At 68.9% G+C, this 6,428-nt stretch carries 5 protein-coding genes and 7 pseudogenes; 2 read left to right on the top strand and 10 right to left on the bottom strand.

Features of this window, described 5'->3' with window-relative positions; genetic code table 11:
• Positions 1–204: 204 nt before the first annotated feature.
• From UG55_RS09490 to UG55_RS34540, 10 genes and pseudogenes are all read right to left on the bottom strand, one after another.
• Complete coding sequence (locus tag UG55_RS09490) at positions 205–1,341, bottom strand: Fic family protein (protein WP_066065937.1); 1,137 nt, start codon at positions 1,339–1,341, stop codon at positions 205–207.
• 343 nt (positions 1,342–1,684) lie between these two features.
• A pseudogene (locus UG55_RS09485) lies at positions 1,685–2,300 on the bottom strand (SAM-dependent methyltransferase); the annotation flags it as partial.
• Positions 2,301–2,337: 37 nt separating this feature from the next.
• The coding region (locus UG55_RS34565) for an SAM-dependent methyltransferase (protein ID WP_242424074.1) at positions 2,338–2,626 on the bottom strand (289 nt) is incomplete at its 3' end.
• Between the two features lie 250 nt (positions 2,627–2,876).
• Positions 2,877–3,254, bottom strand: a pseudogene (locus UG55_RS34560) (D-arabinono-1,4-lactone oxidase); the annotation flags it as partial.
• Between the two features lies 1 nt (position 3,255).
• Positions 3,256–3,479: pseudogene (locus tag UG55_RS46925) on the bottom strand (FAD-binding protein); the annotation flags it as partial.
• Between the two features lies 1 nt (position 3,480).
• Positions 3,481–4,147, bottom strand: a 667-nt coding sequence (locus tag UG55_RS34555; RefSeq protein WP_242424073.1) for an FAD-binding protein, incomplete at its 3' end; no start/stop codon positions are given.
• 172 nt (positions 4,148–4,319) lie between these two features.
• Positions 4,320–4,763 carry a VOC family protein gene (locus tag UG55_RS09475; RefSeq protein WP_066065940.1) on the bottom strand — a complete coding sequence of 148 codons (444 nt, stop codon included), beginning with the start codon at positions 4,761–4,763 and terminating at the stop codon, positions 4,320–4,322.
• Between the two features lie 154 nt (positions 4,764–4,917).
• Positions 4,918–5,289: pseudogene (locus tag UG55_RS34550) on the bottom strand (helix-turn-helix transcriptional regulator); the annotation flags it as partial.
• Position 5,290: 1 nt separating this feature from the next.
• Positions 5,291–5,706: pseudogene (locus UG55_RS34545) on the bottom strand (cupin domain-containing protein); the annotation flags it as partial.
• A 1-nt stretch (position 5,707) separates the two neighbouring features.
• Positions 5,708–5,859 (bottom strand): cupin domain-containing protein (locus tag UG55_RS34540; protein ID WP_242424075.1); only part of this gene is annotated, 152 nt, incomplete at its 3' end.
• Between the two features lie 101 nt (positions 5,860–5,960).
• On the opposite strand from UG55_RS34540, the pseudogene UG55_RS09465 reads away from it, so the two are divergent.
• Both UG55_RS09465 and UG55_RS34535 read left to right on the top strand, forming a co-directional pair.
• A pseudogene (locus UG55_RS09465) lies at positions 5,961–6,330 on the top strand (SDR family NAD(P)-dependent oxidoreductase); the annotation flags it as partial.
• 1 nt (position 6,331) lies between these two features.
• A pseudogene (locus tag UG55_RS34535) lies at positions 6,332–6,428 on the top strand (short-chain dehydrogenase); the annotation flags it as partial.

Below are 6,428 nucleotides of genomic sequence, written 5' to 3'. Positions count from 1 at the left end.
GCCGGCTTCGTCCAAGTCCAGGATGGTGCCTCTCGCGCGGGAGGGTGGCCGCGTAACAGGGACCACGCGGAGATGCTTTTCCAGGCCCGTGTAGTCGCCGGGATTCGCGGTGAACCCTGGCGGGGGTCTCACTGGTCATAGGCCCCGCCGGCTTCATGGTCGATCGTTGCATCCTGATCGGCGCGGCGCCCGGTGGGTTGCCTGTCAGCTGGTGTATGGGTTCCTCAAGGTCATCGGCCTGTTCGCAGTGTCAAGCGCCGACTGGGGGAAGCGTGGGCCGGCCGTGTAGTAGCGGGCCCGGGTTCGGCCGACCGGTTCCAGAACCTGCGCGGTGGTGAGGTCACGGAGATCACGTTGGGCCTGTTGCAGGCTCAGGTTCTCGGCGTGCTCGTAGCGTGAGCGGCGGACCCGCCCGGCCATGGCCACGTCGTGCAGGGCCGTGACCACCCGCTCGTCCAGACCGGTGGACTCGGCGAACTCCGAGAGTGCGCGCCAGACCCGCCCGGAGCGGTCGAGCCGGCCCGCGACGGTCTGGGCCTGCTGGTGGTAGGCGGTCAGGTTGAACCGGATCCAGCTGGCGACGTCCTGGTCGGGCAGGTAGGTGGACCCGCGGTCAGCGAGTTCGCGGTAGTACTCCCAGGTGTTGCCGGGGCGGCCGAGCCACGCCTCGATGGACGAGAACTCCGGGGCCAGCACACCTTCGCGGGCAATCATGAGTGTCTGCAGTGAACGGGACATTCGGCCGTTCCCGTCCGCCCACGGGTGGATGGACACCAGGTGCAGATGCGCCATCGCCGCCCGCACCAGCAGGTGGGTGCCGTCGTCGGCGTTCAGCCAGCCGACAAGTTCTCCCATCAGCGCGGGTACGGTGTCGGCGTCTGGGGCCGTGTAGGCGGCGATGCTGGGGTCACGGGCGTCGGTGACGTAGACGGGGCCGCGGCGCCACTGCCCGGCCGGCCTACGCACGGTGTGACGATGACCCTGCAACATCCAGTGCAGGGCGTTGAGCAGGCCTTTGCTGTAGCTGAAGTCCTCGGCATCGTGAAGGGTCTGAAGGTAGGTCATCATCCGCTGGTAGGCAAGGGTCTCCTCGCGGTTCTCGTCGGAGACCTCGACGTCACGCTCGCCAGCCATCAGATCCTCGACGTCGACCGTGGCCACCTTGAAACCCTCGATGGAGTTCGAGGCGGCGACGGCGTCGGCGGTCAGGAACTTCCGGAGGCCCGACGTCCACTTTGACGGCATGGCCGCGACCTGGTGCCGCAGCGCGTCCCGCAGGTCGTCGATCTCGCCGAGCACCCGATCGTCGGCGGACCCGAGGGCGGGAGTGGGATACAACACGCCTCGACGATAGATTGACATAGTCACCACGTCAAAACGCAGTCGGCTTGCGGCCAGCAGCGATCACGGCCGCCGCCAGCCGGCCGTAGGCCCGCGCGGCCTCGACGCCAAACGGGATCGGAGGGTGAAGTAGGCAGGCCGGGGTCAGGGTCTGTCTGGCCGCGAATGGTCCGTCGGAACAAGCGCCACCGGGTTGCTCGGTGGCGCTTGTTCCGGGCGTCCAAACCCGTCAGGTCCTCGGCGGAACAGCCCCGCGTGACGTCGGCCCGGCCGTCACGAACCGCGGAGGAGGTGCGTGCCGAGTTGGTCGCAACGTCGCCATTGCCGTTTCCGGCCCCGAGCGTTACGGCTTTCGGGCGATCGCGCCGTACATGAACGACTCGTCGTCGCTGTACGCGGCCGCGTCCTCGTCGGGGTGCCAGCGGTGGACGAGGACGACGCCGGGGTCGAGGATCTCCAGCCCGCGGAAGAAGCCTTCGACCGTGGCCTTGTCACGCGCGGTCATCGAGATGCCGTTGGCCCGGTACGCGGCGACCCCGCCTGCCACCTGGTCGGGCGCGTAGTCGGCGGTGACCGTGGAGAGCGCCAGGATGCTGCCGGAGGCCAGCGGTGCCATGAGCGTGTCGATGACATCCTGGATGATCTTCTCGTCCGGGATGAAGTGCACGAGCGCGATCAGACTGAGCGCGACGGGCTGGCTCAGGTCGAAGGTGGAGGTGAGCTGCTCGGACTTCAGGATGGATTCCGGGTCGGTGAAGTCGGCGTCGAGGTAGGCGGTGCGGCCTTCGGGGGTGCTGGTGAGCAGTGCCCGGGCGTGCACCAGGACGATCGGGTCGTTGTCGACGTAGACGATCCGTGCCTCGGGGGCGACCTTCTGGACGACCTCGTGCAGGTTCGGCGCGGTCGGCAGCCCGGTGCCGATGTCGAGGAACTGCCGGATGCCGTGCTCGGCGGCGACTNTGTGCGCCATCCGGGCCATGAAGTTCCGGTTCGCCNGCATGGATCGCGCCACGCCCGGCATGTTCTTCGCGGTCGCCTCACCGGCCGCACGGTCGGCCGGGAAGTTGTCCTTACCGCCCAGGATGTAGTCGTAGACGCGCGCCGAGTGCGGTACGTCGGTCTTCAGATCGACGTTGGGCGGTACCCAGCCCGGTGCCCCCAGGCTCGTTCCCCACCTGGTGTCGTCGCCGCCAGTCACGACTGCCCCTATCTCCAGTATTGCCTGCTTGTTACTGGTGATGCCTTCTTTAGCAGACTCTCGCACCCCCTGCAGGGGGTATCCCATCGGGGGGTGCCGCCGCGGAACCGGTTCGGTGAGGGCGGCCGCTCATCAGCCCGGCCGACGAAGTGAGAGATGGCCTCTGACCAGGCATTTCCTCTTTGGCGCGCTGGCGAGCCGGCATACCGTCGGACCTCTCGGGCAGCGGGCCGGCAGCGTCGTCGTCTCCGCCCTCGGTCTGCCAGGGCGTTCACGGATTCCGGTCCGCGGTCCGCGGTCCGCGCGCCGCGGTCCGGCTGTCGAGCGCGTCAGCCGATCACGTCAGGCCCAGCGTGTGGGCCAGGAACGGGTTACGGAAGACCCCGGTCGGATCGCGGCGTCCGGCCAGTTCGGTGAAGTCCGCGGCTCGCGGGTAGGAGGCGCGGATAGTCTCCGACGACAGTGCGAAGATCTTTCCCCAGTGCGGGCGGGGCTCGAACGGCGCCAGCTGGCGTTCCACCGCGGCCACCGCCCGGGTGACGGCGGCTTCGGCCGCCCGCCAGGTGAAATGCAGGCTGACCGCCTCGCGGCCGTGGGTGGGGCTGAGCCACAGATCGTCCGGGGCGATCGAGCGCAGTTCGCTGACGTGCAGGGCGGGCCGGATCTGCTCGCCGATCGCATGGATCGCGGCAACCGCCGCGGCGGCGCGGTCGCGNGGCACGAATATTCCGACTGCAGCTCGTTCCCGGCGCTTGGCGTGAAACCCGACCGGAAGTGCGGCAGTCGCTCATGCCACGGGCCGGGGACGCCGAGCTGTTGCGTCGTGTGGATCGGGTCGAGACCGGATATCGGGTGGACCGGATGATCGAGTGCCCGGACGCCGAGCTTCTCCACCGGCCGCAGGGCGGTCTCGTCGGCCGCACCGACCCGTTGCTTCACCNACAGCAGGGACGACTCGGGGCGCCAGGTCGTGAAGACGCTGACGCTGTAGGCCATGGCGAAGATTTCGTCGAGATTCTCCAGTAACGCGCTTCGGGTCAGACCCCGATAGACGTTCTGACAGATCAGGAATGTCGGCACAATCGCCAGCGTCACGGCCACCACCACCCCCAGCGCGCCGAGTGCGACGACGTGACCGGCGAAGTCGCGGTCCACGCCCCGGCGAACGGTGACGAGGTCGCCGGCGGCGGTGACGAGGTCGAGCGCGACGACGGACGTCGCCAGATTCCCGTTGCGGTCACCGGAGCCATGCGTCGCCGTCGCGCACGCCCCGGCGACACAGATGTGGGGCAGAGAGCCGAGGTTTCGCAACGCCCAGCCCCGAGCCTCCAGCTCGTGGGCGAGGGTGCTGTAGCGAGTCCCGGCGCTCACGGTAACCTCACCCGCGTCGGCGTCGACCTGGAATATGGCGGGCAGCCGACTGGTCGAAATCAGTGTCCCCGCCGTGTCGGCGATCGTGTTGAACGAGTGATGCGTGCCGACCGGCCGCGCCCGATCGCAGCCGGCCACGATCTCACAAAGCTCCTCGACGGACGTGGGCGCAACGCGCCGGCCTGCCCGGTAGACGATGTTCCCGGCCCAGTTCGTCTCGTCCGAGCCACCGCGCATCGTGCCTCCTCCGAGATCTACCGAGATCTACCGAGATGAGCGTGCCGCGACTACGGGCGATCCTCGCGGGAGGTTCCCGCGGAAACGAGTATCGGCTTCCGCGCGTCTTCTGACCGGGCAGCCGCCGCAGGTCCGGCGACTACCCTGGTCCGATCCGGTCACGACCATCAGGTCAGGCCGGGGCGTTGGCGTCCTGCATCGAGGCGACGAACTCCTCGGGGCCCTGCTCCGCCGCCGCCGGATCCATCCACATGACCTGCCAGCCGTGGCCGTCGAGGTCGAAGAAGCTACGCGAGCACATGAAGCCGTAGTCCTCCAGGCCATCCGCCTCGACGCCGCCCGCGGCCAGCGCGGCCTCGGCGACCGCGTCGACCTCCTCGCGGGACGACACGCTGAAGCAGTAGAGCGCCAGTGCGTGCGTGGCAGGATCCGCCATCGGCAGCTTCGAGAACTCCGCGAACTTCTGGTGGCTGAGCAGCATGACGCTGGCCTGCTCGCCGACCAGCATGCAGGCGGCGTTCTCGTCGGTGAAGTTCGGGTTGAAGCTGAACCCGAGCTTCGTGAAGAACGCCTTGCTTCGCGGGAGATCCGCTACGGGGATGTTCAGGAACAGCATGCGGCCGGGGTGCGCGGGGATGGTCACGGCAGGTCTCCAGATCCGTTGTGCGGCGGGTACGTCCTGGTAGACCAGGTGGGCCGGCGGAACTCATCGGTCGAGCCCGAACTCTCCTGTCGCCACCCACCACTTCCGCCGCCCGCCGCCCCAGCTTCTACCCGCTGGCGTTGCGGGCTGACGCCCGCGCGCCGGCGCGGTACCGACCGGGCGGCTGCGACCGGATGCGGGTGAACGCCCGGTTGAATGCGTAGACCGACGTGTACCCGACCGACCTGGCGATGCTCTCCAGCGTGTCGTCGGTATCCCGTAGCCGGCGGGCCGCCAGGTCCATCCGCCAGCGGGTGAGGTAGGCCCCGGGTGCCTCGCCGACCACGGCGGGGAACCGCCGCGACAGCGTGGCGCGGGAGACCGAGACCTCGTCGGCCAGGATCTCGGTGGTCCAGGCACGCGCGGGGTCCCCATGGAGCTTCGCGACCGCGGCACCGACCACCGGATCATCGAGGACCCCCAGCCAGGAGGCGGTTGGNCGGGCCTCCCCCGTGGCGAGCCACACCCGCAGCAGCTGGATGAGGAGAACGTCGACGAGTCTGTCCAGGACGACGGCCGTCCCGAGCTGCGGCTGGGCGAGCTCGCGCCCGAGCAGCCGGACAGTGTCCTCCAGGCATCCCCCCGCGTTGTCTGCCTGGATGTGGACCAGCTCGGGGAGCAGGGAGAACACCTGGGTCGTGATCGCAGGGTCGTGCGAGTAGTGGGCGCACAGGATGTGGGTGCGGACCGGGCCGGAGCCGATCCGCACCACGCCGGACTCGGCCCACTCCCACGTGTCGAAGGCGTGCGCACCGGTGCGGGCCAGGGTGTCGGCGTCGCTTGCCAGGACGTGCTCGGTACCGCTCGGCAGGAGAACGACGTCACCGGGCATGAGCTGACGGGCGGGCTGACCCGGNCTCGCCAGCCAGGCCGTGCCCGCGGTGACCGCGTGGAAGGCGGCGCTGCGGGAGGGCTCCGCCCACCAGCCCCACTTCTCCCCGGCCTCGATCCTCGCTCCGAGGGTGCCGCGGACCCCCGAGACCGCGAGCACGTCGGCGAGGACATCCATGAGGCTCAGCGTACCGGATGACACCCACGGTGAGTCAGTTGGATATCAGATTGAGCATTTCAAGCATCTACAGACTCATGCCCGGGCTCTACGGTGGACTCATGGACCTCTCCGGAAGCATCGCCCTGGTCACCGGCACGAGCCGCGGCATCGGCCGCCATTTCGTCGAGCAGCTCCACGAACGGGGGGCATCGAAGATCTACGCAACGGCGCGTAGCCCACGGTCGTTCGACCTCCCCGGGGTCGAGACTCTTCAGCTCGACATCACCGACCCCGAATCGGTGGCCGCGGCGGCCGCCGCCGCATCCGACGTCACGTTGTTGGTCAACAACGCCGGCGTGACCACCGCGCAGAATCTCGTCACCGGCGAGCTGGCGAAGATCCGCCTTGAGATGGACACCAACTTCTACGGGACGCTCGCGATGGTGCGCGCGTTCGCGCCGATCCTCGCCGGTAACGGCGGCGGCGCGGNCCTCAACGTCCTTTCGAGGCTGTCCTGGATGCCGTACCTCGGGGCCAACTCATACAGCGTGGCCAAGGCCGCGGAGTGGAGTCTCACCAACGGGATC

This window comes from Frankia sp. EI5c (assembly GCF_001636565.1).
Taxonomy (GTDB): Bacteria; Actinomycetota; Actinomycetes; order Frankiales; family Frankiaceae; genus Parafrankia.
The sequence above is the reverse complement of the archived record's forward strand: the minus strand, read 5'-3'. Positions and strand labels throughout refer to the sequence as shown.

Excerpts from the sequence above, each read along its gene's own strand:
- UG55_RS09475 (WP_066065940.1), bottom strand. The coding sequence starts at position 4,763 with ATGCTGTTCCTGAACATCCCCGTAGCGGATCTCCCGCGAAGCAAGGCG.